Annotated in this window: 25 protein-coding genes; 9 read left to right on the top strand and 16 right to left on the bottom strand. The window is 45.2% G+C overall.

Annotation, left to right across the window (positions count from 1 at the left end; translation table 11 throughout):
• Positions 1 to 9 precede the first annotated feature (9 nt).
• The 3 genes from Y697_RS08730 to Y697_RS08720 are packed head-to-tail and all read left to right on the top strand — an operon-like array spanning position 10 to position 2,502.
• A complete protein-coding gene (locus Y697_RS08730) occupies positions 10 to 663 on the top strand; it encodes a B12-binding domain-containing protein (RefSeq protein WP_121551244.1) in 654 nt (217 codons plus the stop codon).
• Positions 660 to 1,823 carry an FtsX-like permease family protein gene (locus Y697_RS08725; protein ID WP_121551243.1) on the top strand — a complete coding sequence of 388 codons (1,164 nt, stop codon included), beginning with the start codon at positions 660 to 662 and terminating at the stop codon, positions 1,821 to 1,823. The genes Y697_RS08730 and Y697_RS08725 overlap by 4 nt, the downstream gene beginning before the upstream one ends.
• Entirely contained in the window at positions 1,816 to 2,502 is a 687-nt protein-coding gene (locus tag Y697_RS08720; protein ID WP_121551242.1) for an ABC transporter ATP-binding protein, read from the top strand. The genes Y697_RS08725 and Y697_RS08720 overlap by 8 nt, the downstream gene beginning before the upstream one ends.
• A 47-nt stretch (positions 2,503 to 2,549) precedes the next feature.
• Here the strand turns inward: Y697_RS08720 and Y697_RS08715 are convergent, their stop codons facing one another.
• Positions 2,550 to 3,134, bottom strand: a complete 585-nt coding sequence (locus Y697_RS08715) for a DUF2179 domain-containing protein (RefSeq protein WP_121551241.1) — start codon at positions 3,132 to 3,134, stop codon at positions 2,550 to 2,552.
• Between the two features lie 174 nt (positions 3,135 to 3,308).
• A complete protein-coding gene (locus tag Y697_RS08710) occupies positions 3,309 to 4,208 on the bottom strand; it encodes a DUF1848 domain-containing protein (protein WP_121551240.1) in 900 nt (299 codons plus the stop codon).
• Between the two features lie 156 nt (positions 4,209 to 4,364).
• Between Y697_RS08710 and Y697_RS08705 the strand changes: the two genes are divergently transcribed.
• Entirely contained in the window at positions 4,365 to 5,039 is a 675-nt protein-coding gene (locus Y697_RS08705; RefSeq protein ID WP_121551239.1) for a class I SAM-dependent methyltransferase, read from the top strand.
• 77 nt (positions 5,040 to 5,116) lie between these two features.
• On the opposite strand, the gene leuS is transcribed toward Y697_RS08705, so the two are convergent.
• Complete coding sequence (gene leuS / locus Y697_RS08700) at positions 5,117 to 7,492, bottom strand: leucine--tRNA ligase (protein ID WP_121551238.1); 2,376 nt, start codon at positions 7,490 to 7,492, stop codon at positions 5,117 to 5,119.
• A gap of 271 nt (positions 7,493 to 7,763) precedes the next feature.
• On the opposite strand from leuS, the gene Y697_RS08695 reads away from it, so the two are divergent.
• The 5 genes from Y697_RS08695 (at position 7,764) to Y697_RS08675 (ending at position 12,557) form a co-directional block, all read left to right on the top strand.
• Entirely contained in the window at positions 7,764 to 9,104 is a 1,341-nt protein-coding gene (locus Y697_RS08695; protein ID WP_121551237.1) for a hypothetical protein, read from the top strand.
• Between the two features lie 14 nt (positions 9,105 to 9,118).
• Complete coding sequence (locus tag Y697_RS08690) at positions 9,119 to 10,585, top strand: C1 family peptidase (protein ID WP_183083765.1); 1,467 nt, start codon at positions 9,119 to 9,121, stop codon at positions 10,583 to 10,585.
• A 107-nt stretch (positions 10,586 to 10,692) separates the two neighbouring features.
• Entirely contained in the window at positions 10,693 to 11,196 is a 504-nt protein-coding gene (locus Y697_RS08685) for an inorganic diphosphatase (protein WP_121551235.1), read from the top strand.
• A 69-nt stretch (positions 11,197 to 11,265) separates the two neighbouring features.
• Positions 11,266 to 11,919: an HAD-IA family hydrolase gene (locus Y697_RS08680; protein WP_121551234.1), complete on the top strand. Its 654-nt coding sequence runs from the start codon at positions 11,266 to 11,268 to the stop codon at positions 11,917 to 11,919.
• A complete protein-coding gene (locus tag Y697_RS08675) occupies positions 11,919 to 12,557 on the top strand; it encodes an HAD-IA family hydrolase (protein ID WP_121551233.1) in 639 nt (212 codons plus the stop codon). Before Y697_RS08680 ends, Y697_RS08675 begins: the two co-directional genes overlap by 1 nt.
• Positions 12,558 to 12,627: 70 nt before the next feature.
• On the opposite strand, the gene Y697_RS08670 is transcribed toward Y697_RS08675, so the two are convergent.
• From Y697_RS08670 to Y697_RS08625, 13 genes are all read right to left on the bottom strand, one after another.
• Complete coding sequence (locus Y697_RS08670) at positions 12,628 to 13,773, bottom strand: succinylglutamate desuccinylase (RefSeq protein WP_259462411.1); 1,146 nt, start codon at positions 13,771 to 13,773, stop codon at positions 12,628 to 12,630.
• Positions 13,774 to 13,786: 13 nt separating this feature from the next.
• On the bottom strand, positions 13,787 to 13,939 hold the full coding sequence (locus Y697_RS14700) for a hypothetical protein (protein ID WP_183083764.1): 153 nt from the start codon (positions 13,937 to 13,939) through the stop codon (positions 13,787 to 13,789).
• A 15-nt stretch (positions 13,940 to 13,954) separates the two neighbouring features.
• A complete protein-coding gene (locus tag Y697_RS08665; protein WP_121551231.1) occupies positions 13,955 to 15,259 on the bottom strand; it encodes a C4-dicarboxylate ABC transporter in 1,305 nt (434 codons plus the stop codon).
• Positions 15,260 to 15,324: 65 nt separating this feature from the next.
• Positions 15,325 to 15,960, bottom strand: a complete 636-nt coding sequence (locus Y697_RS08660) for a DUF6305 family protein (protein WP_121551230.1) — start codon at positions 15,958 to 15,960, stop codon at positions 15,325 to 15,327.
• Between the two features lie 114 nt (positions 15,961 to 16,074).
• Entirely contained in the window at positions 16,075 to 17,736 is a 1,662-nt protein-coding gene (locus Y697_RS08655; protein ID WP_121551229.1) for a dipeptidase, read from the bottom strand.
• A 64-nt stretch (positions 17,737 to 17,800) separates the two neighbouring features.
• Positions 17,801 to 19,075 (bottom strand): hypothetical protein, encoded by a 1,275-nt coding sequence (locus Y697_RS08650; protein WP_220665737.1) that lies wholly within the window; start codon positions 19,073 to 19,075, stop codon positions 17,801 to 17,803.
• A gap of 11 nt (positions 19,076 to 19,086) precedes the next feature.
• Positions 19,087 to 19,710, bottom strand: a complete 624-nt coding sequence (locus Y697_RS14695) for a DUF6305 family protein (protein ID WP_259462410.1) — start codon at positions 19,708 to 19,710, stop codon at positions 19,087 to 19,089.
• Positions 19,711 to 20,095: 385 nt separating this feature from the next.
• Positions 20,096 to 21,691, bottom strand: a complete 1,596-nt coding sequence (locus Y697_RS08645) for a C69 family dipeptidase (RefSeq protein ID WP_121551228.1) — start codon at positions 21,689 to 21,691, stop codon at positions 20,096 to 20,098.
• Between the two features lie 71 nt (positions 21,692 to 21,762).
• Positions 21,763 to 23,334: a dipeptidase gene (locus tag Y697_RS08640; protein ID WP_121551227.1), complete on the bottom strand. Its 1,572-nt coding sequence runs from the start codon at positions 23,332 to 23,334 to the stop codon at positions 21,763 to 21,765.
• 55 nt (positions 23,335 to 23,389) lie between these two features.
• The gene (locus Y697_RS08635; RefSeq protein ID WP_121551226.1) at positions 23,390 to 24,556 is read right to left on the bottom strand and encodes a succinylglutamate desuccinylase; all 1,167 of its coding nucleotides are present in this window, start codon (positions 24,554 to 24,556) and stop codon (positions 23,390 to 23,392) included.
• Positions 24,557 to 24,567: 11 nt separating this feature from the next.
• The gene (locus Y697_RS14690; protein WP_183083763.1) at positions 24,568 to 24,732 is read right to left on the bottom strand and encodes a hypothetical protein; all 165 of its coding nucleotides are present in this window, start codon (positions 24,730 to 24,732) and stop codon (positions 24,568 to 24,570) included.
• Between the two features lie 27 nt (positions 24,733 to 24,759).
• The gene (locus Y697_RS08630; protein ID WP_121551225.1) at positions 24,760 to 26,052 is read right to left on the bottom strand and encodes a C4-dicarboxylate ABC transporter; all 1,293 of its coding nucleotides are present in this window, start codon (positions 26,050 to 26,052) and stop codon (positions 24,760 to 24,762) included.
• A gap of 70 nt (positions 26,053 to 26,122) precedes the next feature.
• Positions 26,123 to 26,704: a DUF6305 family protein gene (locus tag Y697_RS08625; RefSeq protein ID WP_121551224.1), complete on the bottom strand. Its 582-nt coding sequence runs from the start codon at positions 26,702 to 26,704 to the stop codon at positions 26,123 to 26,125.
• Between the last annotated feature and the right edge of the window lie 164 nt (positions 26,705 to 26,868).

Raw genomic sequence — 26,868 nt, 5'->3', positions numbered from 1 at the left:
GAGGGTACTTTGAACGACATCAAAAGTAGTTTTGCCGATGCTCTCGATTCCCAGGATAAGGAAAGAGCCGTACTCCTTTGCGTGGAGGGGCTCGAATCGAAAAGCATCGAAGTGATTGACTTGTATCTGGATATACTTGCCCCAGCCCTAAAACACTGGGAGTGCGACTATATAGGTGACAGACTATGCATATGGAAAGAGCACATTAGAAGCTCGATCGTCAGAACAGTCTTGGAGTGTTGTTTCCCCTATATTGTGAAGAAAAGAAGGGATAATGGATCATCAAAGAGTGATCAGACGGTGGCAGTACTCTGTCCGCCCGAAGAGTATCACGAGATCGGAGCTAGAATGATCTCGGACATCTTCACTATTGCTGGATACAATTCCATATTCGTCGGAGCAAACACCCCGCTAGACACCTTCCTTCAGGCTGCGAAGAAACTGAGTCCATTGTACGTTGCGATTAGCGTTTCAAACTACTACAACCTCATAAACACACGGAGGATGATTTCACGAATTAAAGAAGCCGGTTGCGAATCGAGAGTTGTCGTAGGTGGAAATGCATTCGAAAATAATCCCGACTACTGGAAGGAAGTCGGTGCAGATATCTTCCTGAAAGATCCGAGAGAGATTCTTGCTCTGGGGAAGCGTGATGTAAAATGAGATTGGCTTTTTCGATTGCGATGCGCTTTCTATCATCTAGCAAGGCACAAACTCTTCTCATAGTGTTGGGAATTGCTATAGGTGTTTCCGTACAGGTATTTATTGGCTCGCTTATCCAGGGGCTTCAAAAAGACCTGGTGGATACAACAATTGGAAGCTCTTCACAAATAACTGTCTCCTCTACGGAAAACAACGGAGTGGAAGAGTGGCAGAACATAGTTTCGGAAATCGCCTCTATTGATTTGCCAACCGATCTGACGGCTCTTTCTGCAAGCGCAGATGTTCCTGTCTTCATAAGCAGCGGCGACAGGACTTTATCTGTTCTGCTTCGAGGCCTGCAGTTCCCTGAATCACACGTTATTTACAAGACGGATAGTCGTCTCATTGATGGTAGCCTTCCTGAAGGCGACGGAGAAATCATTATCGGCAAGGGTCTTGAGGATGAGCTCGATGTGAACCTTGGAGAAGAAATCACAATCTTCACTCCGGATAGAACAGTTGAGACCCTGAAGGTGGTCGGTGTTTTCGATCTGGGTGTTGCAAGCCTTAACAAGAACTGGCTGATCTCAACGATTGGCACCGCTCAATCAGTTGGGAAACTTGGTGATGCAGTCACATCGATAGAGATGCAGGTGAGTGAGGTCTTCAGAGCTGATGAAAATGCCTCTGTCATTTCGGAACGTCTCTCGACGTCTGCTTTGCAGGTTACTAACTGGAAATCTCAGAACGAAGATCTTCTCTCCGGACTGAACGGGCAGAGCGTCTCAAGCATAATGATTCAGGTATTCGTGATCATAGCCGTTTCCCTTGGAATAGCAAGTGTCCTTGCAATAACTGTAGTCCAGAAATCAAGGCAGATCGGAATCCTGAAAGCCATGGGGCTTAAGGATTCCACGACAAGTTTCGTCTTTCTCTTTCAGGGACTGGCTCTCGGTGTTGTGGGTGCAGTAGTTGGAATTGCATTCGGAATCTTGCTAATAATAATGTTCTCCACTTTTGCCGTAGGGACTGACGGAGAACCGATCATCAGAATCTCACTGAGTTATGGGTTTGTAATGTTGTCCGCGCTCATTGCAATTGGCGCTTCAACTATTGCCGCAATGGTCCCAGCCAGAAGATCCTCTAAACTCAGCCCCGTTGAGGTGATACGAAATGGCTAACATAATCGAGCTCAAGGATATAAAAAAGGTTTACGGAACGGTTGTGAAGACAGAAGTTCTTCACGACGTGGATCTCGAAATCGAAGAGTCGTCGTTTCTTTCGATAGTCGGACAGTCTGGAAGCGGCAAATCTACACTCATGAATATTATGGGCACACTGGATCAACCCACGAGCGGTGAAATAACGATCTCGGGCAAACAGACGAACAAAATGAACAAAAATGAACTCGCAAGCGTTAGGAATGAGACTATCGGCTTTATATTCCAGTTTCATTATCTGCTTCCCGAGTTCACTGCTTTCGAAAACGTAATTCTACCCTACAGAATCAAGGGCCTGAAACCCTCGAAGGAAATTACGGAAAGGGCAAAGGAACTAATGGATGTCGTCCAAATAAGCAAGGTTAAGGACAATCTAGCTCCCAACATGTCGGGAGGTCAACAGCAGAGAACCGCAATAGCAAGGGCCCTTATCAACAATCCGAAGATTATCCTTGCAGATGAACCTACGGGCAATCTCGACTCCGATACCTCAGCCAAGGTTTTCAGCCTCATGCGTGATCTCAACAAGAAATACGGAACAACGTTCGTTATAATTACTCACGATAGAAGAATCGCAGAAGAGACAGACAGAATAGTTGAAATCAGAGATGGCAACATTTTCAATGATATAAAGAGATGAGGGGGGGAAATCCCCCCATTTCTCTCAATGAAAACACTACCAGAAAGCTATTTGGACTTTCTTAAGGGAGACTCCCTTCTGAGACGCATCGTATCTTTGGTGAGGAAGACCCCTTCTCTTACCTTTCGAATATCTTCAACAGACATGAACGCCTTTGGAACGCATTCGAGAGCGATTCTCTCGAAGTCTTCCACTTCTTTCCTGTTTATGATACTGTAAACAATGTAAGCCTTTCCTCGAGCACCGTGAGCGTCTATCTTTGTCACTCCAAATCCAGCCTGGCATAGTTTTTCGATAAGTTCAGTCGGATCTCTCGAAATTATCAACCTGACCGAAACGGTCCCAATTGCAAGCCTCTCATCAATGAGCATTCCTATGTAGCTGCCGGCTGCAAAACCACCTGCATAAGCAAGTATATAAAGTACGTTATCAACACTCTGGATTACTTTGCTGGCAACGAGCAACCAAAGAATAATCTCAAAGAAACCGATTGCACTTGCCATTTCTTTCTTGCCTCTCGAAACCATTATGATTCTCGTGGTTCCAAGAGAAACGTCGATGATCCTTGCGAAGAAGATTATTAGGGGCATAATTACCCATCTGAACAGATCTCCGTTTAAGAACTCTTCCATAGAAAACCCTCCTACCGTATTTCATGAAAATTATCTGCCCATCCGTGCAGATTATAAGATATATGACGACGCGTGGGGTGATTAAGAAATTACCAAAGTGACAGTTAGTCCTCCCTTCAAGGTAAGAAAACACTCACCACTGATCCCGTAAGTTCCAAAGCCTTCAGGAATCGGCTATCCTTTTCTTTCTGTTATTCTGTCTCTTGCGTCCACATGACTGCAGAGAATCGGGGACTTTGAATCGTATCTCCCGAAATTTCTATCAATCGTCTTCTTGCTGAAGTTCGCGTAGCAGTAAATGCAGCGATGAAGACAGGTATTATATGAACCGATGTCAACGCTTTCAACGCATCTACATGCAGATCTTTGATATCTGTCCTTTGAATACTGTTTGCTCTTGCCCGTAAGCCTGTTTATCAGATTGCCGTCAATACAGCTGCCGTGATTTACTCCGAACTCATCGAAATCTCCCTTTTCAGAACAAGTTTCAATACGGATCCCCGCGTCCTTTGCTTTCCCGGCAAAAAACCGAACAACATCTCTGATTTCATCTCCTTCCGGCCTTCTCAAACCTAGTTTTCCTAGACCTGAAGAGATTTTCTTATAGTAATCGAGAAAACTAATCACACATTTGTCTGTGTATCCTTGGAGTAGATCGACCATCTTCTCAAAGGCTCTAAAATGGAAAGCTACATTGAACTTCTCCGAAACCAGAATCGGATCATATCGCCAGATTACTCTTTCCCTACCGATTCTATCCGCCAGCTTCTTGAAAGTCTCAATGATTTTTCCCTTATCACGTAGTCCGGGCTCTACAGATCTATCATAAGGTGTGATTGTGAACTGGAAGTAGTAGCAGTAATCTTTCAAGTAAGACAGTTTATCTAGCATGTTCTTGGGGTCTTTGGTCCAGAAAACAAGACAATCTACTGCCTCCGGATTCAAAGCCACCTTACTTACCTGTCTGGGATTGAAGGGATTCCTGACCAGAGCGAAACCGCTTCTGATTCTTTCAATAATCCAGTCGGAATAGAAGGCCGGGATATCCGTCCTCCTGCTTGCGCTGATTATCAATTTTGTCTCCTTTCGAACACAAGTTCATTTAGACTTCCGTGAAAACCACCATTTCAATAGTTACGTCAAAATCGGATTCATGCTTGTTCGGCACTTCTATGATATAAGAAAGTAAATTACGATGCCAAAGAAGCAGAAAAATCGGAGCGAGGAAAAGTGAACGACGACTTGGAAACAATGAGAGCTTTCTTCGATAGAAGAGCCAATTCCTACGAGACTCATATGAAGAACAAAGTAGAAGATTCCGAGAAATTCTATATTGAAGTGTCTAATCTAGTACCCGAGACTACCGGAGTAAGTATTCTAGATCTGGGCTGTGGAACCGGCCTTGAGCTAGACCAAATTTTCAGCAGAAATCCGACGGCCAGCGTCACAGGTATTGACCTTTCTGATAAGATGCTCGAAATCCTTAGAAGCAAGCACCATTTCAGAAGTGATCAACTGAATCTCATAGCCGGCTCTTATTTTGAAGTCGAATTTCCATCTGAAGGATTCGATCTGGCTATTTCGGTCCAATCAGTGCATCATTTCGGATATGGGCAAAAACTGTCTATCTACAACAAGATTTTCCGTAGTCTGGTTGGTAACGGAATGTATATCGAAGCAGACTATGTGGTAAGCACCGAAATTGAGGAAAAGGAATATCGCAAGAGATACGAGTCTCTGAAAAGTGTGTGCAACGTACCTGACGGTTTCTATCACTTCGATTTGCCGCTTTCCATAAACAATCAACAAGCAGTTCTAGAAAAGGCTGGGTTCATGCCTGTAAAACACCATGCAAGATACGGGAATACCAGTATTTTTGTTTCGCGAGAGCCCATATCAAAATGAAGATGAATCTATTGAAGACAATGGAGAGCCAGTGGCTCTCCATTTTTATATTCAGAACAGAATATTGTTTACTGCGTTCAGATAATTATATTGATTATCTTGTCTTGAACGTAGATGATCTTTCTTATTGACTTTCCTTCAAGCATTTTTGAGAGTTTTTCGTCGGCCATTACCGCTTCCATTGCCTTTTCCTGGGATGCATTCTGAGAAAGCACGACCTTTCCCCTCATCTTTCCAGTGATCTGGACAGGCAATTCCGTCTTGGCCATGGATGCGTACTTCTCATAACCATATGGAAAACCATCGTCAAGAATTGTCTTCTTCTTTCCACCTTTCATACTGTAAATCTCTTCGCAGACAAACGGTGCAAATGGAGAAAGAAGCTTCGCCATATCTATGACAAGCTGTCTCTCGATAGAAGTCTCTTTCGAAGCCTCATTGACAAACTCCATAATAGCGGCAATTGCCGTGTTCGGCTTGATGTTGTTGATTGAATACTCCACTTTCTCCACAGTCTCTGACATCTTTATCTTCAACTCGGTAGAACTTTTCCCTTCAGGCATAGTTGCGATGTCCCATACACGATTGAGAAATCTCCTCATTGCGTCCATCCCACTGTCTCTGAAATCTCCGCCTTCTAGAAAAGTACCCATGAACATCAAGTAGGTCCTGAGCGCATCCACTCCATGGGTCTCAAAATACTCGTTTGGATTGACAATATTGCCCTTGGACTTCGACATCTTCTCTCCGTCCTTAATTATGAGCCCGTGACCTCTGAATGAGGCGAATGGCTCTTCAAAAGGAAGAAAGTCGATATCATGAAGCGCCATTGCTAGAAATCTCGAGTACATAAGGTGCAGGGTAGCATGTTCATTTCCCCCTATATACATATCAACAGGACACCATTTGTCAACGAGCTCATCATCAAAGGGGACACTTCTATTCTTCGGCGAAAGATACCTAAGGTAATACCATGCTGAATCCAGGAAGTTGTCGGAAACATCAGTCTCCCTTCTGGCAGGCCCTCCGCAAACAGGACAAGTTGTGTTAACAAACTCTAGATTCTTGGCAAGAGGTGATTTCCCGCTGCCGTCAGGTATGTAGTCATCAGTATTGGGCAGCATTACGGGCAGTTCATCTTCAGGGACGTGAACCGTTCCACACTTCTCACAGTAGACAATAGGAATAGGTGGACCCCAGTAGCGCTGTCTCGAGATACACCAATCATGAAGGTGGTAATTTACAGAACCTTTTATACTATCGCTAACTTCATCTATCTTGTCGATGAAGTCAACGCTCAGCATGTCCGAATACTTTCCGCTGTTGATCATCTTTCCCTTCTCAGTATAGGGCAATTGCGAGGGATCACATTCGATAACCTGTTTTATCTCCAGTCCATACTTCTTCGCAAAGACATAATCTCTCTCATCGTGCGCCGGGACGGCCATAACAGCACCTGTTCCGTATTCTGCCAGCACGTAATCTCCTATCCAGACTGGAAGCTCCTCACCTGTAAGAGGGTGAATGGCATAAGAACCGGTGAATATCCCATTCTTGGGGCGCGAAATAGATGTTCTTGTTGCAAGATCCATGTTCTTGACTTCTTCTTTGAAGTTTTCAAAGGTCTCCAGCGTTGAAGGTGTGATTAGCTTGCTGACCAGACCGTATTCAGGAGCCACAACTATGTAAGTTACTCCGAATATTGTATCTGGACGGGTTGTAAACACATCTATCTGCTCATTCATTCCATGTACTTCAAAAGAGATCGTAGCTCCGGAGGATTTGCCTATCCAGGCCCGTTGAAGATTCTTGGTTGTATCGGTCCAGTCAAGCTTTTCCAGGTTAGATAGAAGCTTCTCTGCGTACTCTGTGATTTTAAAGAACCACTGACTCATTTCACGCTTCTCAACTTCGTTGTTGCACCTTTCACAACGGCCATCGATGACCTGTTCATCGGCAAGCACCGTTTTACACGATGGACACCAGTTCACATTCGATGAGCGTTTTTCTGCGAGTCCTTTCTTGAATAACTGTATGAATATCCACTGAGTCCACTTGTAGTACTCTGGAGAGGAGGTTATCGCTTCGCTGTTCCAATCGAAGATATTCCCGATCTTTTTCAGCTGCTCTTCTCTGAAGTACTCTATGCTTTTCGGAGTGAGTTCAGCAGGATGTCTCCCAACTCTCAAAGCATAGTTTTCGCTATGTATACCGAAAGCATCGAAGCCGATCGGTTCAAATACATCATAGCCCTTCAGTTTCATGAACCTTCCATATACATCCGAACCTATGAAGGAAAACATATTTCCTATGTGAAGTCCCGCTGCGGAGGGATATGGAAACATCATGAGATTGTAGAAAGGCTTCTCCGCTTTCTTGAGATCTATGTTAAACGGCTTTTCCTTCGCATAATAATCCTGCCATTTCCTTTCAATCACCCTGAAATCGTACATATGCTACCTCCCGAAGCGATGATGAAGCTTGACTAAAGCAATTTAGATGCATTATAACACGGTTATGTTAAGGGAATTCTTGCCTTGGAACCACGCTCTCTGCACGCGCAATCCCGGCTAGTCGGTTAGCAACAAGTCTACAAAACCGTGCTCATTCGTAAGCTGCTTTAAAACTCTCACATAACCATCAAGACGATAGTTATTTGGGAATAAGCTATCCTGAATGTATAATTGATTCTGAACACGAAATCTAGAAAAAGGGGGTAAGAGAATGAAGAAAGCATTGTTCGTAACTCTGTTGCTTGTATTCCTGTTCTTTGTCTCTGGCTGCTTCAAAATCAACAATCCGCCAGTAGTATCGTTAACAGGCTCAGTAACAGAAGGAGAGGAAATTGCTCCGAAGACGCTTGTGACTTTTGAGTGGGAAGTAACGGACTTCGATGACACAGAAGTTACCGCTGAATTCAAGCTATACAAGAATGGGGCTGAAGTTCTTTCAGTGACTGATGGGAAGAAAGCTGTGTATGCGCTTGATGAAGAGGGGAAATATCTGGCAGAGGTAACTGCAACTGATTCGATGGGTGCTCAATCGAAAGAGGCAATTTCCTTCAAAGCGACCAATCTGAAGAGGGAGATTTTCCAGTCCGGATCAGGGCTAATGTATTTCGACTACACTGACTTGTTCCAGTATATCGAAGATGAGTTCTTCGGCATTAGGTTTTATAAGGCTGCATCGGAGGAAATTGTTCCTGCAGAAGAGGTTACAGTCAGAAAGCGACTAAACCTACTCGACACCAATGATGACGGCATCTATGACACCTGGGAAGAAATACCGAATGACAGGCCCGATCTTCAGACATATGTGTATCTTCCTGGTTATTTGATAGATTACGATACGCTATGGGTGCCTTATGGATTCGAGTATGGCGAGAAATCGATAAGGGCATACTATGCCGGTGTTGAAGGTCCTTACAGTGGATATGTCTTGTTCTACAAGTTTGCTGAAGTGGGATTTGATCTTAACACAGTTTACGCGAGATGGGTTGAGGCCCATGTATTTGGAAACACATTTAATGACTATGGAGAAGCATACAAAGCCTTCTCTCTTAGAGAAAGATACGACTCCGATGAAAAACCTGTGATCAGCCTTTCTACTCCTGATAGCGATATAGGACCCGGCGATTCATTTACTGTCGGTGTTATGACAGAGAATGTCGCAAGTTTTGCGGATCTTTACGATGTAAGGTATATTCAACTTTCTCTATGGAACTCAGAAGGCATTGTTCTTGAAAGCGTTGAGTTCGGGAATTTCATGGCTGGTTTGAAGGACGTCGGAACATTCAAGAGCAGTGATGAAGCAGTTACCCTTTACAAAGCCTTCCTGAACGGAGAAGATGAAGCTGAAGCTGCCGATAATGTCTTCGCAACTCTCACTTTTTCAGTTCCAGAGGATTATGAAGGCGAGATCATTGCCGTTGGACTGGCGTACGAAGGTTACTGGGATACATATGACATTTACCCCGATTTGCCAAATCCCGCTTTCAGAAATGTAGACAATGGTTCAGTTGACGGCTTCATTGTTGACCATGAACCAATTGTCTTCTTAGAGTAAAGGGGGGGATGACTATGAAGAAAACCTTTATAGTTCTATTTACGGTAATGTTGATATCGTCGTTTGCACTGGCAAATATTGCAACTCAAGTAAGATCGGCTGAGGAAGAGATAAATTCGTCGATCGCAGAATTAAATTTGAGCTGGAAAGCAGGACTGGAAGACAGCTTTGTAGCAAAGCTTGAAACCGCAAATATCTCAGATGTCGGTGCGATATTTGAGCGGCTTAATGGTTACATTGACCTTCCAAAGGATGTTTCCAATCGGTTAGTTGAATACCTTAGAATGGCATATATAGAAGAAGTAGAGGACTTTTCCATTCAGGGGATGACCACAACAGACGATCTTATGATGTCAACTTTCGTTCTTTTGGAACCGAGAGAAGTGGCTGAAAGCTATTTTGTGAGGCTTGAACCCGTAAGAGACCAGTTCATTCATGGCAGCTGCTGGTCTTTCGCTACTGTTGGTTCTTTTGAAAGTGCACTTGCAGTTCAGATCTTTGGAATGAACGGCAATGTGGACAATACTTTTGACTACTCCGAACGATGGGGAACTTACCATAACATCGACTGGGATATCTACAGTTTTTCACCAGACAGTTATGTTCAGGACAAGAACAGTCTTGAGGGTGGAAACAGCTACTTTGCAATGTACAATCTCATAAGGTATGGAATGATGGAAGAACAATACGCTCCATATTCTGAAGTCTATCTCGATCCCAGAGAAGAAGTTCCACTGCCCCCTTCGGCTTATACTGCTCCATTGCTGAAATCCTCAAGAACAGTTATGATACTTCCGGCCGATGCAGCTTATGAACTTGGTTATACGTATGAAGAGTATCTAAACGCCATAAAAACCGCTCTACTAGACTATGGCTCACTGGCAGTATCATTCTCTGTTCCCGCCAGCTTTGATTACTATTCGAAAGGGATCTTTTCTCCAATCGAGGGTGACTACAGCACGGGCGGACATGCTGTCACTCTTGTGGGCTGGGCCAGCGCAACTGATCTTGACGATGTGATACTTGCCGGCAAAACCAATCCAGAGGCAACTCCTATACTAGCTGAGGAGATTGAAAGCTATACATATGTAGATCCGACGCAATCTGGTTCCCCTGTCTTCACCACGACAACTTTCTGGATAATTAAGAACTCGTGGGCATATGATTGGGGAGACGGTGGTTACTATGTAATTCCCGCTATTAGCGAGGAACAGTATGAGAGCGGGCAGATAGGTTTCTGGGAAATCGAGGGACGAGAGATGTATTTGCCGATTTTCCATGATCTTGCACATCACGAAGAAGACAGTCTTGATGTTAACGGTGATGGCATTGTTGACGAGAAGGACTTCGAGGCTTTGGTCGAAAAGATTGGTTCTACAGAAGCAGAGGATATAGCAACATGTGACATTTCTTTCCCAAAAGACGGGAAGATTAACGGTGAAGACGTAGCTGCTTGGGTATTCCTCTATAACAACAGATAGATAGATCGAAAAATCTCTTAAGAAGAACCCCTAAGTGGGTTCTTCTTTTTTTTTTGCTATCATTCAGCAGTCTCTCTTCTGGCATAATTGTTGTGGAGGTGAGTGTAATGCAGGAAGAAATAGTGCTGGACATAATGATAGAGATTCCGAAGGGGAGCAGGAATAAATACGAATACGACAAGAAGCTTCAAAGAATAAGATTCGACAGGACTCTGTTTTCTGCAGTCCATTATCCAATGGACTACGGCTTCATTCTCAATACACTTGCTGAAGATGAGGACCCGCTTGATGCGATGGTTTTGCTCTGGGAGCCAACTTTTCCCGGATGTTTGATTGAGGCAAAGCCAATCGGCGCATTCAAAATGTGGGACGAGAAGGGACCCGATGAGAAGGTCCTTTGTGTTCCAATTCACGATCCAGTTTGGAATTACATTGAGACTCTCGATGACGTTCCACCTCATTTACTTAAAGAGATAGAGCATTTCTTCTCCGTATACAAGGATCTCGAAAAGAAGAAAACGGGTATCGAGGGCTGGGTAAGAAGGGAAGAGACATTGGAAATTATCGCGGCATCAAGGATAAGATATCTTGAAGAAACTCAAAATTCTTAAGATGCTCGACAGGACGAAATTCCCAAAAACGTTTATCATTGAACTAGACATCAGAAAGGGGAAATAGTTATGTTTGAATATGTAATCTGGGATTTCGGCGGCACTCTTTTTGACACATACCCCGCAGCAGCGGAGGTATTCTCGAGGGTTCTTGAGAAGTATGAGGTAAGAGCTTCTGTCAAAGAAATTCTCGAAAAGCTTAAGGAATCAACATCGAAGGCTGCCAGATACTTTGTGGATAAGTACAAACTTCACAATGGATTTCTGCAGGATTTCTACAGTATAGAGAACCATCTTGAACCGGAGAGACAACCTCCCTTTGAAGGGGCAAAGGAAATGTGTATCCAGATCAACAAGAACGGAGGCAGCAATTTCCTTTTCAGCCATAGAAGCAACTATTCCATGACTAAACTTCTTAATTACTACAACATGCTCGATCTTTTCTCTGAAATTGTATCTGCAGACAGTGGTTTCACCAGAAAGCCCGATCCACAGGCAGTTATGTATATTATCGACAAGTATGGACTCGAAAGAGAAAGAGTGATTACGATCGGTGATCGAGAGATAGACATGGAGGCCGGAAAACGTGCCGGAATAGCTACCTGCCTCTTCAATCCAGATTCGGCATCGACAAGCTCAAAAGCTGATTTCGTAATCACTTCCCTGAAGCAAATTCCTTCTGTTTTGCAAGTGTGCAATAGATACAGTGGGTGTGAAAGCTGATGATCGAGAATCTTATATGGGATTTCGACGGTTCGCTCTTCAATACCTACCCCGCTATGGTTAAACTGTTTAAAAAGGCTCTGCTTAGAAAGGGATATGTCACTTCCGAAAACGAAATTCTCTCCCTAATGAAGGACACCCTGGGAAAGGCCGTTGATTTCTATTTGGATAGAGGAGTTGACTATGATTTCTACAAAGACTTCAAGACATCTGAAGAAAAACTTGACCCGGCCGAGCAACCTCCCTTTGAAGGCGCTCGTGAGGTATGTTCAATAGTGGTAAGGAATGGCGGAAAGAATCTGATCATAACCCATAGATCGCGAAAGACTGCTTTCAAGCTGCTGAGCTACTTTGAGATGACCTCACTCTTCAGCGACATAATCACCAGAGAAAGCGGATTCAAGAGGAAGCCAGACCCCGATGCTTTCATCTACGCGATAAGAAATTTTAGACTGGACCCTAGATCAACTCTCTCCATTGGTGACAGAGACCTTGACGTCATTGCTGCAAGGGACGCAGGAACAAAGACGTGTTTCTTCTCGCAGAATGGGACTAGACCATCTATTGATGTTGATTTTATAATATGTGATCTGGTGCAGCTTGAGGAAATAGTTTTGAAAGACAGTCATTCCAGATAGATGCAAAGCACATAAAAGAAGTGCATACGCAGTAAGATGCGTATGCACTTCTTTATTTCGAATCAATACTCTACTGTAGATACACCATTTTTGAATCTACTTCAGAAGGATCTTTAAAGTAGAATCCCAATCCATTTTCCACAATGTCCGCATGTTTTGGAGCTGAGATCTCAAATCCACGTTCGGGGTTCTTCTTCGTCCACTGAGACAGAATCTCCTGAATAACTGAAGAATGCTGTCCAACTCTTCTGTCCATGGAGAATCCATTCTCATCGTAAGGAACGTATAGAAGGCCCTTTTCGCCAGCTTTGAGAACAAATGGATCTATGCCGTCAATAATCAGTTCAGGCGTTTTTGCAGCGGTAATCTGATCCAAGTGTACTCCAGGAGATTCCAGCAAGAATGGATAGGCATCAGACCAATCTCCAATCTCCCTGTGAGAAAGACCTCTGTAACCTGAAGGCGAAGACTCTACGTGATTTTCAAACTTTTCCCTTCCCTTGACGTAGAATGCCGCTCCAATTGCATAGGGCATGGATTTCTCAGGAGCAACTATACAATTGGTTACTGGATACATGGCTTCCGCCTCGTGAAGATCGATTGCAATATCGATTCCTTCGCCGCGAATCATTTCCATGGCAGCAAAGCATACCTTCTCAGCAAGGTAACCGTCCGGTCTTCCTGGCCATGCTCTGTTCGTATTTCTGGCATCTATATACGAAAGGAGCTGCCCGTCGGGATAGTGGACATACACGTCTGGGTCCGGCCATTGATCAAGCGCCTGGAACCCTCTGTCACCCATTCTGAAGGCCTGTTCACCCCAGGGCGTATCAAGATAGTAGTAAAGAGGGAAGCCGCCACCGGGCTGCGGTCCCAGAGAACCACTCAGGTTGAAATGCGGAATAATATATACTGTTCCCTTTTCCACTTCAAGATTCTCAATGAAGAAATAGGCTAGTAAGGCGGCAGATGGTTCGTTAGCATGGGTTCCGGCTATAATAAGCGTCTTTCCACCTTCTTCTGCACCCTTAAGTTCAAAAACGTCTGTGTCAGCTATTGTTCCTTCGATTCCATCGAAGTACTTACTGAGTTTGAATACGTTCGTTACACTTGGCCCGGCAACAACTTCTTCTTTGAACCCCCTCTGAATATATAGAGGTATTCCACCAGCCAGGACTACGAGCACTAGAATAACGGCTATTATTAGCTTTCTCATCATAATATCCCTCCTACCTCATTCTAAGCAATCTGAGAATGAGGGGCAAGAGAGCCAGTGTGTATAATATTTCGCTCTTGATATCCTTTGTCTTTATGAAGTTCCAGATAAGCATGCCTACCACATAGGCTGTCATCACATAATACAGAAACATAATCAAAGTCATGACGACACCTCCTCCTCAACCTACCATCATCAGGAAGTTGAATTTATTTGCAAAGATAACCAGAATCATTGCAACGACAGTTATGGCTACCCAGGGTACCACGCACTCTTTTAAGAACGAGCCATATGAGCCTTTGTACCCGACTGTGCTAACTGTCAAGCGTCCGATAAGTGCAGTCGGGGGTAATCCATCCCCAAGAGGCCACAGTAAACTCAGTCCTGCCAAAACGATTACCGGGTTGATCCCGTTCGAATTCAACATCCACATGAGAGGTATACCTATTACCATAGCACCACCATAAGTCAGGAGACCTTCCGATATCGGTATTATGAAAGGAAGTAGAATCCAGACTATTGCAAGAGGAGCTGTGACAATCCACATAGAGATCAAGCCCTTGACACCGTTGAAACTCATTACCTGTATCAGCATACCGACAACTGCAGTAGTCGCTATGAGTGGTGTTAACTGAGCCACGGTTTCTCTGCTGACCTTCAAAATATTTACTCTCTTGAAGTTCATTAGCCACGCTACCAGAGTACATATCGCAAATACCAAAGGCAATCCAAGGACCGGGAACCCGAACGGCCAGATTCTCGGTGCCCCAAGCAAGAATATCAAGACAAGGAAAGGAACAGCAACGCTCCACCCGGAGAGCCCTTTGGGATCGGGAATCTCTTTTAGAGCCTTTTCTTTGTCGATGTTTCCAGCTCCACGTCCAAAAAATAGAACCGAGAAGAGACCGAGAATCAGCACCGGTACCAGAAGTGGCATGGTAAATCCAACGTAAGGAATGGCTGTTCCGGCGCAGGTCATCATCGCCCAGATATTGACTGGAGGAGCAGCGGCACTCAAACCGGCAACAATGAAAATCAATGCAGATATTCTTACCTTTGAAAGTCCCATTGCATTGAGAGCGGCCGCGACCGTTCCTCCGACAACCAGAACAGAGATGCTTCCCGCTCCTGTAAGTGCTCCTGGAACTAATATTACCAGCATAAGAAGTATAAGCATCAGTATTCTTTTGTTGTGGAAAGCTCCGATAATCTTTCTGACTATATAATTCGTTCCTCCCGACTCTTTGATAATATTCATGAAAATCGTTGCAAATACAAAGATGAGTCCAATGTCGAGGTAGGTTACCGATCCTTCGGCAATATGCCTGAAAGTGTCAAAACCTGCTCCTCCGGCAATTGCTCCTCCGATTACTGCAACAAACATACATAGTTCCGTTGAAAACTTCAGAAACTTTCCAACGGCGTAGGCTCCAACCATGACTAGCCCGGCTATGATCGTTTGCATGTATATTGCGTCAGCTGACATTTTGATTCCCCCCTTTAATTGGAGCCGGCACGGTAGATGATTCTACTGTGCCGGCCACCAAAAAACTACAAACCGAATACCTGTGTAAAAGTATCGAGAAGATCAAACGCAGAATCGATTTCTACTATTGGAACGTTTCTATCTTCCGCTGCCTTCGTGAACTTCCCATCACCGTTTGAATCCTTTGTAACTACGAAAACGTCAGCGTGAGGTGCAACTGTATCGATCATTGTCTCAATTGGACTACCTGGAAGACCCCTCTGAATCTCTCCTCCAATAGCAATTGCAACAATCTTTATTTCGTTTGCCTTCGCATATTCTATAAGGTCCTTGAGTCTGTCTACTTCTGTGTCTACAGAGAGACCGGAAGCACCCATGCCCTTGAGGCTGGCACCAAGAACGAGTACCAGAGACTGGAACTTAGTGCCTTCTGGATCGGGAGAGAGCGTGGTAACGTGCTTTCCTATTGCTGACTTGGCTCCACCGAGTCCCACTCCAGCCGCAAGCTCATCCTTAGAAAGGACATCACAGTAGTCGTACTTCAAGCCGACTTCATCGGCAACATAGTTGACTGTTTCAACCTCTGCGCTCTGACCTGCAGAAGTGATTACAACTGGCAATCCGAGCTGCACCTCGGGTTCGGCAAACGCAAAAACACTGACAAGAGAAACTACAATCAGAACTAACAGAAATCTTCTCATGTAAGTAACCTCCTCATTCGAAATCTTCAACACTATATATGAATCAAAAATCGTCTACAAGGTTTGAAATAAAAAAAGAGCAAAACCCGCCCCGCTGTGGGGCGGGCAAGTCGATTACTTGGCTTTGTAGCCGTCGTCGCCGAAAATGTGACCTTCGTCGTATCCTACTGCATCAAGCCACCAGTCGGGGTATCCAGCTGAAGAACCAACGTTAGGTACGTTTATGTATCCATCTCTGTACTTGGTTATTAGATATTCGTTGAAATCCCATACTTCTGCCATTACTCTGTCAGTTACGTCGGCAACGTAATCAGTAAGGAATTCCTTACACAGTTCTGGATCTGTTTCGTAAAGCTGTGCAGCTGCCGCTTCGATCGCTGGCTGTACTGCAAAGAGCTTTCCTTCGATCTTCTTCTGTAGTTCCTGAATCTCGGGGTACATGTAGCTCCACTTCAGTTCCGCCCAGTTGCCCATGAAGTTGAATGCCCATGATGCGACATCATAGTCGAATTCCTGAAGGCTACCACTGTCATAAGCATAAGGAACGTCCGTTATTCCACAGTACATCGGCACAAGAATCGTTTCGTGAGGTGCAGCTGCTCCCCACCATACTACTCCACCTACAGGATCAGGAAGCCAGTCTCTAACCTGAGAAACGAAAACGTACTCACATCTGAAGATAGAAAGGGCTCTTTCCCAGCTTCCCTTTATTAGCTTACTGGAACCGGCATAGCGATTAGGATTGCCAAAAGGTCCTGCGGCAAGTCCTTCAGTCAAATCAAACTCTGTTCCCTGGTAATGATCCCTGAAGAGGTCGATAACATCGGCCACAGACAGTTTCTTGTCAGGTACGATAGAGAACGGGTAATCTTTTGTGAAAGTGTCTTCTACCCAGGGAGAAAGTCCAAGAGATGGGGAGACTCTGTCGAGAACTCTCCAAGTTCTTCTAAGACTGTAGTAAGGGTAGGAATATTCTCCTGTGCTTACAGTTGCCATCCAGTCGATAGGACCTGTACTGGGATCGTACCAGCCGGCTTCTGTAGCAACATCGATAAGATTCGGCGAGAACATATTGTCAGGACTTTCTGGATCGAGTTCTCTTATCCTGAACATGTTCGATTCTACGAAGACTTCTCCATCGGGAACCTTCTTTGCCGCCCATAGAGCGCTCTTCTTGTCAGGCGACGCACAGATTTCGAAGACCCAGGCTTCGTTGGGATCTGTTACTGTCAATGTTTCTCCCCAGCCGTAGTAACCGTATTCGACAGCAAGGGCTCCCATGAGTTCTATTGCTTCTCGGGCTGTGGTAGTCCTTTCCATTGCAACTCTCGAAAGAGCAGCAACGTCGAAAATACAATCTGCACTTGACTGCGCATAGACCTTCGCAGAACATGTACATTCACCGATTGCCAGCTGATGTTCATTAATTACGCCATATACGGCATCAAAATAGCCAAATGTGTGCTCGACCTGATCGATGTAACCCAGAGGCTCTGTTGCTGGAAGGTCTGGATCGTTGTAGGTCGGACCCATGTCTGCACCGACATAACGTGGATATGGCTCGATGAAAGGATATACTGCTCTCTTTGCTCCCGCTTCATAGTCTGCGGGTGGAACATAGACGTACCTGAAATCACAAAGGCCGCAGTCAGCTGAATGGCTCGTCATTACCGAACCGTCAACAGACGCACCCTTAGTAACGATGATCGTGGTACATGCAAGGCCAATACTGACTATTGCTGCAGCCACAATCAGGACCAATAGGATCTTACGCAAATGAAACCCCTCCCAACTAGATTTTATTGGGGATATACCCCAGTTTAAGGTCGCTAGACCTCATCTATTTCCCTAACGAAATCAACCAGATATCTTTTCCGCCCTTGTTGCTTTCAACGTCTCCATCAGATGATGTTGAATAACCACAGAAAATATGCTTTTCATCTGAACTGACACCCGAAAGAATTAAATCGTCCGCCGACCCACCTACCGATAATGATTCGACAAGCTCACCGTTCTCCTTTATCACAATTATCCACCCATCGTTCATACCTAGAGGATCTTTGACGTCAACATTCTGTGAAGTTGTGTGACCTGCAACAAGGAAATAACCGTTTCCGAATGGCTGAACCACGCGTGCTATATCTGTAAAGGTTCCTCCATAATTCTTCGCCCAGATTTCATGCCCATTGCCGTCTACCGTTACAACATAAAAGTCTTTCCCTCCGAGTCCGCTCGAAAACATGGATACTCCAGCATCCTGTTCACCAACAATAACGATCGTATCCTCAGAGATCATCACATCGTAACCATCTTCAAGATACATACCACCGTAGCTCTTATAGGAAGAGACAACTCCTTCATTATCGATGATTGCGAGTGCAGCCTGTTCGTTGACGTAATTACAGCTAATTCCTACGTCTTTGTAAGCCGTATAGCCTACAGCCAGTATCTCGCCTTTGTCAGTAATCAGTAGCTTTCGAGCAAGATCTTCGTTGTTGTTTTCTCCATCTATTGTCCACTGGTTTAGAAGCTCTCCTGTAGAAGTGAGCTCAATTATCCAGAAATCTTCACCCCATACGTGGCCTTGAACATCTCCATCTACCGATCTCGTGTAGCCTGCAACGACCAAATTTCCCGAGGCCCTCTCAGCAACATCGTAAGCATGGTCCTGGCCACTTCCCCCGAATGTCTTCTCCCAAAGTAATTCGCCTTCTGAGGAAAGCTTGATTATCCAGAAATCTCCAAGCTTGTTACTCACGGAAACATCTCCGTCAGATGATTCTGTCATGCCAACAACGATGAAGCCGCCGTCTCTTGTCTCAGCTATCGCTTCAGCGACATCAGAATCACTACCACCGAAAGTTCTAGACCACAACACTTCAAAAGAGCCGTCAATTTTCACTACAAGGAAATCCTCTTCCCCTTTCGAGGCCCCGAAATCTCCGGTAATTGACGTTGTATGTCCTGCAATTAGAATACTTCCGTCTTTGAGCAAAACCAGATCGTTCGCAAGGTCGTCGCCTTCTCCTCCGTAAGCAAACGAATACTCAACATTGATCTCTGTAAATGCAAGTACGCTTAACATAATAACGGCCAATAAGAATATTCTCTTCATAAATCCTCCTGTTAGTCACAGCACCTGCCGCCGCCGAAGTCCCTTTCAAATACTGAGATGAGATCTACGACAACCGGCAACTCCACCAGTACCGGGATATCACCTTTCAGAAATGGCAAGTATTGATCAGTGGGGCTCTCAGCTACTATAAGGACATCTAGAAACGGAACTATTGTTCGGACGAATTCTCCCTTTACGGGATTGTCTCCAGTTCCTTCAACATCGACATCTATTGCCAGAACCTTTCCTCCAGATCCCTTCACTGAAGAGGCGAGCATCTCAATTCTAATGATATCTTCTGCTGATTCCTGTTCAGCACCTCCGACTATGACAACAAGAGTACGGTATGGAGTTCCAAAAACGTAGAAGGGATGAAAAATCTCTTCCGGTAGCTCTCTCCCAATCCTGAACCCCGCACCGGAATTCAGATCTTCAATCTTAGCAGTCGGAGAATAGTCACGAGCAATCTGAAGGCTGTCACAGAAATAGTTTATATTCAGAAGCTCCATGCTCTCACCCCAAACTGTCATTAACATAGGATCTTCAATCGCGGGCAAAGGTTCGACTGTCAGAGAGCAAAGAATCGAACAAACTAAGAGAATCAATGTAACCGTAGCAATTTTCAAGAGTGCCATCCCCAAAGTAAATAATAATTAGTCCAAAGCAGAAAACTCATTAAGTTAGGTTATAAAACTTTCTTATAATCATTATAGCAAAGCCTTCTGCCAATTTGCTCGCTTGTCGCAATCGATACACAAGTGTTAAATAGGAGGAAAAAGCTCTAGTTAGCCATACAAGGAAACGGAGTACATAAATGATGCAGGATTCCTGACCTACAAAATACAATGATTGGCTCCGACGAATCCTTGAAACAGGGACGTTAATACAAGAATGTTGTTTTGCTCTTTGAAAGGGCTTGCCAAATCCTCTGTTTCAGAGGAAAGGTTCTGCGATAAACGAATTCATCCGCAAATAGAAGAAGGGCGGAGATCTCCCCGCCCTTCTCAACGAATAATTACTCTATCTCTGTGTTGTTGCTCCGTATCCTACTTCTTCAAGCCACCAGGTTGGGTAACCTGCAGTAGAACCATTTACATAACCATCGTTCAGTGTGTAGATGAGTTCATCGGCCAGTTTCCACCATCTATCTACAACTCTGTTAGCGAGACCGTTACTGTAGTTCGTGATGAAATCAATCGCTGCTTCTGGATTGCTCTTGTAAAGATCAAGCGCAACCTTTTCAATCAACGGCTGATTCGTAAGGAACTCACTTTCAAACTTCGTATATTCCTCTTTGATCATCTCGATGGCTACATCATATCTAAGATCGGCAAGGTTCGAAACATGGTTAAATGCCCACCATGCGAAAGTTCTATCGAAGTAATCCCTTGCGCCCTGGCTGAATGATTCGGGAACGCTTGTCGCACCTGCATAGAAAGGAATGTATACCGTTGAGTGAGGTGCGTCTTCACCGAACCATGTAACTCCACCTATTGCATCTGGCATCCAGTTTCTTGCCTGCCCAACTATGACATATGAGCATCTGAACATGGAAATCGCTCTTTCCCAGCCGTCGTAGTTGACACCTTCTGGCCTTTGGCTGGAAGAGGTCGCGTATCTGTTGGGATTGCCAAAAGGACCTGCGGCAAGGCCAACCGTGAGATCGAATTCTGTTCCTTCATAATGATCACGCTTGATCATCATAAGATCATGAACAGAAACCTTTTTGTCTGGTTTGACCGACAGAGGGTATCTTTCTGCCCAGGGATCGAGTTCCAGAGAGGGGGCAAGAAGATCGAGAACTCTCCATTCTCGTCTCGTGTTATAGAAGGCATTCTTTGGACCGTAGGCTGCATAGAAAACGAAGGGTTCCTGTCCGTCCCACAACTCGAGTTCCTGTGCCGTTGAGTACACATTTGGTGAGGCCATGAAGTAATCCGTGTTCTCAAGATCGATCTCGCCAATCCTCGATCTGTTTGCATGCACGAGGACGTGGTCATCTGGAATTCTCTGTGCAACCCATACGGCTCCGGGTTCTTCGCTTCCGGGAGACCAGAACGGACCGGGACCACAAACCTCAAACAACCACGCTTCGTCACCATCGATAACGGTCAGACCTTCGCCGCCATCTCCGTAACCGTACTTCTCTGCGAGTTCGCCCATTATCTGGATGACTTCTCGCGCAGTTGTGCCTCTCTGCAGGCCCAGAACCTGAAGCTGTTCAATTGTCATCCAGCCCTGCGAATTTCTCAGCGCTCTCTCACCACTCCAGGTAGTCTCTCCGATAATGACCTGATGTTCGTTCATGAAAGGATAACCGATGTGGAAGTAGGTGTATGTCTCAGGAACCTGAGGAATCTCGCCGACGTAGCTGACGGTTCTCCCGGGAACAGTAGCCTGGCAGAGACCTTTGTAGATGCTGACTGTTTCGCCTTCTTCATGAACTCCACCAGCAATTACCTGCAGCCTTGCATCATAGCTACCGTCGCAAGTATGCGTTACCATTGTGGAACCGTCAACAGATGCGTCTTTCCCGACAAGTATTGAAGTGCATGCCAGTGCAGTTACACCATAACCGACAATGAGGACCAACACTAAAATAAGTGCACGTCTCAAATTTCTCACTCCCCTTTCACAAAATGGGGTCGGCCAGTGACCGACCCGAATAATAACTTGAAATCTTACACTTATGGAAGCCTTAGTATAAGTGAATCTGCAAGATCCCAATAAGCTTGTTCAACTTCAACCATTAGAGAATTCGTGTAAGTAGTCAAGAATTCGACAGCCATGTCCCTATCAGTTTCGTAAAGCTTCAGGGCCGTCTCTTCGATTGCGGGCTGCATATCGTACATCTTCTGCTGAAGAGGAATTCTGACTGCATCGATTCTAGGCATCATATCTCCGTATCTCTGCGCGGAAAGTCTGTCAACGGTATAGAATGCCCAGAAGGCCGCGTCTCTGTCAATCTTGGCAATTCCTCTGTTAACTGTCGCCCAGGATTCCGGAACTCTTGTGATACCTGCGTAAATCGGAACAACTGTTGCTTTGTGACCGTTTCCAAGTCCAAACCAAGATACTGCACCAATTTCAGGCGGCAGCCAGCTTCTAGTCTGGTTTATGAAGTAACAGCTCGTACTCTGAACGCCAATGAACCTCTGGCTAGATGGAAGACCCAGAAGATTTCTAATCTCGGTTCCAGGTTGAGGTGTCGCTAGGTTGCTAAGAACATCGTTACCATCTCTGTCTTTGTATAGCCATGCCTCGTTAGCAAGCTGATCGCCAGGGGTGTCAGTCATAACATCACGATACAGTTCGATAATGTCGTAAACCGAAACCAATCGATCCGGCCTGAAGGAGAACGGGTACTCGGAAGTGTTTCCACCATATTCCCAGTTTCCGGAAGGCTGGAACATCGAAAATACTCTCCACAGCCTTGGATTCCAGTCACGTATGGTACCAATTACTTTCTTCCAGATGAATGGTCCTTCCTGGCCTTCTGTCCATAGACCGAGTTCGATAGTGCTCTGGAGATAATTGTCACATATCATGAAGTCGTCTGCGGAAACTCCAGGGGGGAGATTCGTCTCGAGATCGATCTCACCAATGATACTTGCGTTTCCATTTACCATTATGTGGTCGTCCGGAACACGCTGTGCTGCCCATATCGCTCCAGGGCCATCACCTGGTTTCCAAAGCGGGCCTACTCCGTAGATCTCAAACCACCAAACTTCCTCACCGTCTGCAATTGTAAGGCCCTCGCCACGGGAGCAGGATTCTCTGTAGCCATACTCAACTGCCAACGAGCCCATAAGCTCAATGGCCTCTCTAGCAGTTGTACATCTCTGGAGTGCAAAGGCCTGAAGCTGCTCAATAGTCATTATGGCATCCGGGCTGTTTGCGGTTTCTCTTGCTCCACCTTGTGTTGTCTCGCCCATAAGCAAACCCTTTTCGTTGGAGAATGGATAGGAAGTCTGGATCCATGAATACGTATGTTCCACCTGGGGTATCTCACCAAGCTGAACCAACGGTCTTCTGTCAGCATAGACTATCCATTCCCAAACCGGCGTCATGCTTCCCGGTTCGTGGTCTGCGGCTGGCTGAATCAGAAGTCTGGAGTCATATGAACCGTCTACAGACTGGGCTGATATAACCGACCCGTCAACGGTCGCAAGTTTGCCGACTCCGATGTCAGTACAGGCAAGCAATCCCGTGTAGAAAACTGATAGTACAAGAACAATCGTTACTAGTAGCTTTCTCACCTAAAAACCCCTCCCTTTTGAGGAAAAACGCTCAACAAAATAATGTTATTACCGGTCATTCAAAGTAGATCTTGCTCTCACTTGCTTTGGATGGATCCTGAAAATAAAAGCCGGTACCGTTACTAACTACCTCGTCGTACCTTGGAACTCCTCCAACAACTACCTCCTTTCCGGGATTAAAGTCATTCCACAATTCGAGAACCATGAGAGTCGAGGAGCAGTGTCTGCCGACTCTCAAATCGATTGGCCAACCTTTCTCATCGATCTTCTCGTATAGAAGGCCGTACTTTCCGGCCGTCACAACAAATTCATCCTTGCCGGTTAACAGAAGTGCCTCGTCAGTGATTCCTCTAACCCTATCCAGGAAAGGTTCGGGAGTCTCAAACAGCAAAGATATGGCGTCGGAATGATCTCCAACCTCTCTATGAGAAAGCCCATGAAGGCTCGGAGGTGAGAACTCCATGCCAATCCTAAATTCAGATGAGGTAAGTATCATTGAGGCTAGTCCTGCAATATCAGCGGCTTTCTGATGAGCAACTATCGTGCTTATGACAGGGTACTCCAGCTCGGCCTCATGAAAATCGACGAAGACGTCTACTCCCTCTTCTCTGATCAGATTCATGAATGCATAGTTAGTCTGTTCCGTTATCATTCCGTTGTCCCTACCCGGCCATGTTCTGTTGAAGTTACGTATGTCCATGTAGGCAAGAAGTTGACCGCTGGGGTAGTGAACGTACGCTTCGGGATCTGGCCAGGAATCCAACGGATTTGACCATCTGTCTCCCATTCTGTATTTGCTCTCTCCCCAGGGTGTTTCAATCGTGTAGTACATCGGATATGCGTCGCCCGGTCTTGTGACTCTTGACGCACTTTGATTTGCCGTTATGGCAACGATAAGTCTTCCCTTGCTTAAGCTTGCATTTTCTACCAATATCTTGGCAGCTAGATTTGTCGCAGGTTCTTCAGGATGTGACCTTCCGATTACCAGGGCCGTCCCACCGGGCACGCCGCTGTCGATAATGTATATATTGGTATCGTTTATGGTGCCCTTCAAGGGTGTATAGTAGTCACCGAGAGTCTTAACTGAAGTGACTCCCGGCCCTATGACAACCGGTTCCTGGAAATTTCGGTGGTTGTAGAACTCAATTCCCGAGATTATCAGGGCAATTCCGACCAGAACCGATGACACAATCTTGACAATCATAAGGTTTCTGTCAGTCATATCAGCACCCCCTACTTGATTCTCAAGATTCGCAGAATGAACGGCATTAGCATGACGGAAAAGAGGATTGCCTCCTGAAAACTCTTGGTCTTGACTAAGTTTCTAGCTATAACAAAAATGATAAAAGCAATTATCAAGTAGTAGCAGACGCTAATAATTGTATACAGAATAGCCATTAAAACCACTTCCTTTCGACCATGACATCACCCGCCAACCAAGAAGGAAAGTTCATTACTGAATATCAAGAACAATGTAGCAATCAGTAGAATGAACCCCATCGGTACAAGCGAAGTTTTCAGAAAATCCTTATAGTAGCGACCTTTGAACTTGAGCTCCATCACGGTTGCCCTTCCAACAACTGCCGTAGGAGGAAGAATGTCTCCCACAGGCCACATTACTGCCATCGCAGAAAGGGCGATTATTGCGTCCATACCCTTCATGTTAAACAGAAGTATAAGGGGCACTCCAAGAAGCGGCGCAACCGCGTACTGGAGCAATCCCTCTGACACCGGTAGAATAAGCCATAGCGCCGCAAACAGAACCCACATAGGCAGCGTTACAACCGCAAGAGAGATCAATCCCCTTGCGCCGCTCAAAGCCATTATCTGTATCAAAATACCCACAACTATCATGATTCCTACAAGAGGGATCAAAGTGTTAATGGTATTTGTAGCGATTTTGAGGATTTCTAGCTTCTTGGGGCTTAGGAAAATCGCAAAGATGGATGCCACAACGAACATGAACGGTAGTCCCAGCGTAGGAATTGAGTGAGGCCAAATTCGTCCCGCCATTATTAAGAAGATCAGAACAACAAAGGGAATACCTACCCTTACCCAGTTCATTTTCGCAGGCGCTTCCGGCAGCTCTTTAAGCGCCTCGCTCAGCTCAACTTTTTTGCCTTTTCCACCAAGGAAGAACATTGCAAAAAGAGAGCCCGCAAGCGACAGTACTAAAAGCGGAATGAAGAAGCCTACATAAGGCATGTTCGAGCCGGCGGCTGCCATCATGGCCCAGAGATTAACTGGGGGCGCAGCAGCACTCATTGCGGCACAGATAAAAATTATCGCAGCCACTCGTTTTTCGGATATTCCCATGTACGTGAGAACCGTACCTACCAGTGTTCCTACTGTAAGAACAGTAGTAGCACCGGATCCAGTCAGCGCTCCAGGAATCAATAAGAGCAGGGTCAGGAAGAAAAGGCAAAGCGCCCTGCTTTTGTGGAAGGCGGTAACTATACGCCTTACTAAAAAGGCGACTCCCCCAGACTCCTTTATCAGATTCATGAAGAAAGTAGCCGTAATAAAGATCAAACAGACATCAAGATAAGTGAAAGAGCCTTCAACCAGATGACGAACAGGAATTGCGCCTCCCGAATGAACAATCGCCGCTGCAATTGCAGCAACCAGCATAGAGAGCTCAACACTTAACTTTAGAGCCTTTGCAATCCCAAACGAGATCGCAATAACGGCAAGTATTAGACCAGCGTGGAAGTACACTAGCACACTCCCCCTTTAGAATCGACCTAAAGGTCGATGGATAAGAGAATCATTGTTGTGCTCTCTCCTACTAAAACAGTTCTTTGAGAGCGGGTCCAATCTCTAGCGATTCATTAACCTTCACTAGAGGTATTCCATTCTCTTCAGAGTAATTGGTGAAGAAACCATCAGAATCACTGTCAGCAATGACAAGAATCAGATCTGATTCTGGAATCACTGTGTTGATTGACTTCTCGTCAGTAGAATCTACACGGCGCGCCATTCCCTCAATGTGTGCACCAATTATCGTCATTCCGAGTTCTTTAGCCTTGGAAATAAGAGCTTCAACCCTTTTCACCTCGAAATTCATATCAATACCGGCAGCTCCCATTCCTTTGAGACTCGTTCCTGTGGTTATGACCAATGTCTTTGGAGCATTTTCTCCTGCCGCCATCTCGGCAAGCTGTTCGGCAGTCAAGAGATCCTCCTGAACACAGGCAATCTGGCTTCTAGTACACACCAGTCTGAACATCAAAGCACCCGGACTCTGCCCCATAGTGGTTACAACCATAGGGGGCTGAACAACAGGCATCTCAGTCTCCGTTGAGAAAAGAGTTGAACAAGGCAAGACTAAAAGCAGTAGTAATAGAAATCCTAGAATAGTCTTTCTCATAAAATACCCTCCCTTCAAACTATTGAACTAATATATAGACTAAAAACAACGACACTAAGTTTACATGTTCAAATTTCAAGCTGACTAGTCAATACTGGATCCAAAACGATCCTCTTGAAGGCTGCCGAAGAATAAAGAAACAGTCAATTAAATAAGTACGTAAT

This window comes from Mesotoga sp. BH458_6_3_2_1 (genome assembly GCF_003664995.1).
Taxonomy (GTDB): Bacteria; Thermotogota; Thermotogae; order Petrotogales; family Kosmotogaceae; genus Mesotoga.
Note: the sequence above shows the minus strand (reverse complement) of the source record. Positions and strands in the feature narration are given on the sequence as shown.

Bases quoted from the DNA above. Each gene is read 5' to 3' on its own strand.
- Y697_RS08635 (WP_121551226.1), bottom strand. From the start codon at position 24,556: ATGACTGACAGAAACCTTATGATTGTCAAGATTGTGTCATCGGTTCTG.
- Y697_RS08695 (WP_121551237.1), top strand. From the start codon at position 7,764: ATGAAGAAAGCATTGTTCGTAACTCTGTTGCTTGTATTCCTGTTCTTT.
- leuS (WP_121551238.1), bottom strand. From the start codon at position 7,492: ATGTACGATTTCAGGGTGATTGAAAGGAAATGGCAGGATTATTATGCG.
- Y697_RS08685 (WP_121551235.1), top strand. From the start codon at position 10,693: ATGCAGGAAGAAATAGTGCTGGACATAATGATAGAGATTCCGAAGGGG.
- Y697_RS08625 (WP_121551224.1), bottom strand. From the start codon at position 26,704: ATGAGAAAGACTATTCTAGGATTTCTATTACTACTGCTTTTAGTCTTG.
- Y697_RS14700 (WP_183083764.1), bottom strand. From the start codon at position 13,939: ATGACTTTGATTATGTTTCTGTATTATGTGATGACAGCCTATGTGGTA.
- Y697_RS08715 (WP_121551241.1), bottom strand. From the start codon at position 3,134: ATGGAAGAGTTCTTAAACGGAGATCTGTTCAGATGGGTAATTATGCCC.
- Y697_RS14690 (WP_183083763.1), bottom strand. From the start codon at position 24,732: ATGGCTATTCTGTATACAATTATTAGCGTCTGCTACTACTTGATAATT.
- Y697_RS08725 (WP_121551243.1), top strand. From the start codon at position 660: ATGAGATTGGCTTTTTCGATTGCGATGCGCTTTCTATCATCTAGCAAG.
- Y697_RS08665 (WP_121551231.1), bottom strand. From the start codon at position 15,259: ATGTCAGCTGACGCAATATACATGCAAACGATCATAGCCGGGCTAGTC.
- Y697_RS08650 (WP_220665737.1), bottom strand. From the start codon at position 19,075: ATGAAGAGAATATTCTTATTGGCCGTTATTATGTTAAGCGTACTTGCA.
- Y697_RS08720 (WP_121551242.1), top strand. From the start codon at position 1,816: ATGGCTAACATAATCGAGCTCAAGGATATAAAAAAGGTTTACGGAACG.
- Y697_RS14695 (WP_259462410.1), bottom strand. From the start codon at position 19,710: ATGGCACTCTTGAAAATTGCTACGGTTACATTGATTCTCTTAGTTTGT.
- Y697_RS08675 (WP_121551233.1), top strand. From the start codon at position 11,919: ATGATCGAGAATCTTATATGGGATTTCGACGGTTCGCTCTTCAATACC.
- Y697_RS08660 (WP_121551230.1), bottom strand. From the start codon at position 15,960: ATGAGAAGATTTCTGTTAGTTCTGATTGTAGTTTCTCTTGTCAGTGTT.
- Y697_RS08670 (WP_259462411.1), bottom strand. From the start codon at position 13,773: ATGAGAAAGCTAATAATAGCCGTTATTCTAGTGCTCGTAGTCCTGGCT.
- Y697_RS08680 (WP_121551234.1), top strand. From the start codon at position 11,266: ATGTTTGAATATGTAATCTGGGATTTCGGCGGCACTCTTTTTGACACA.
- Y697_RS08690 (WP_183083765.1), top strand. From the start codon at position 9,119: ATGAAGAAAACCTTTATAGTTCTATTTACGGTAATGTTGATATCGTCG.